This window comes from Azospirillum sp. TSH64 (genome assembly GCF_003116035.1).
Taxonomy (GTDB): Bacteria; Pseudomonadota; Alphaproteobacteria; order Azospirillales; family Azospirillaceae; genus Azospirillum.
In genome coordinates, this window is the sequence record NZ_LGQW01000015.1 from 3,960,798 (window position 1) to 3,961,035 (window position 238).

General features: G+C 66.0%; 1 protein-coding gene. It reads right to left on the minus strand.

Translation table 11 applies throughout. From position 1 onward, the window contains the following. On the minus strand, positions 1-238 hold a 238-nt coding region (locus TSH64_RS19400), incomplete at both ends, for an EF-Tu/IF-2/RF-3 family GTPase (protein ID WP_247873042.1).

Genomic DNA, 238 nt, shown 5'->3' on the forward strand with positions numbered 1-238 from the left:
AGCGCCGATGTTGTCGCCGGCTTGCCCGGAGTCGAGCAGCTTGCGGAACATCTCGACGCCCGTCACCGTCGTCTTCACCGTCGCCTTCAGGCCGACGATTTCGACTTCCTCGCCGACCTTCACGATGCCGCGCTCAACACGGCCGGTCACCACGGTGCCCCGGCCCGAGATCGAGAACACGTCTTCGATCGGCATCAGGAACGGACGGTCGACCGGACGCTCCGGCTGCGGGATGTAC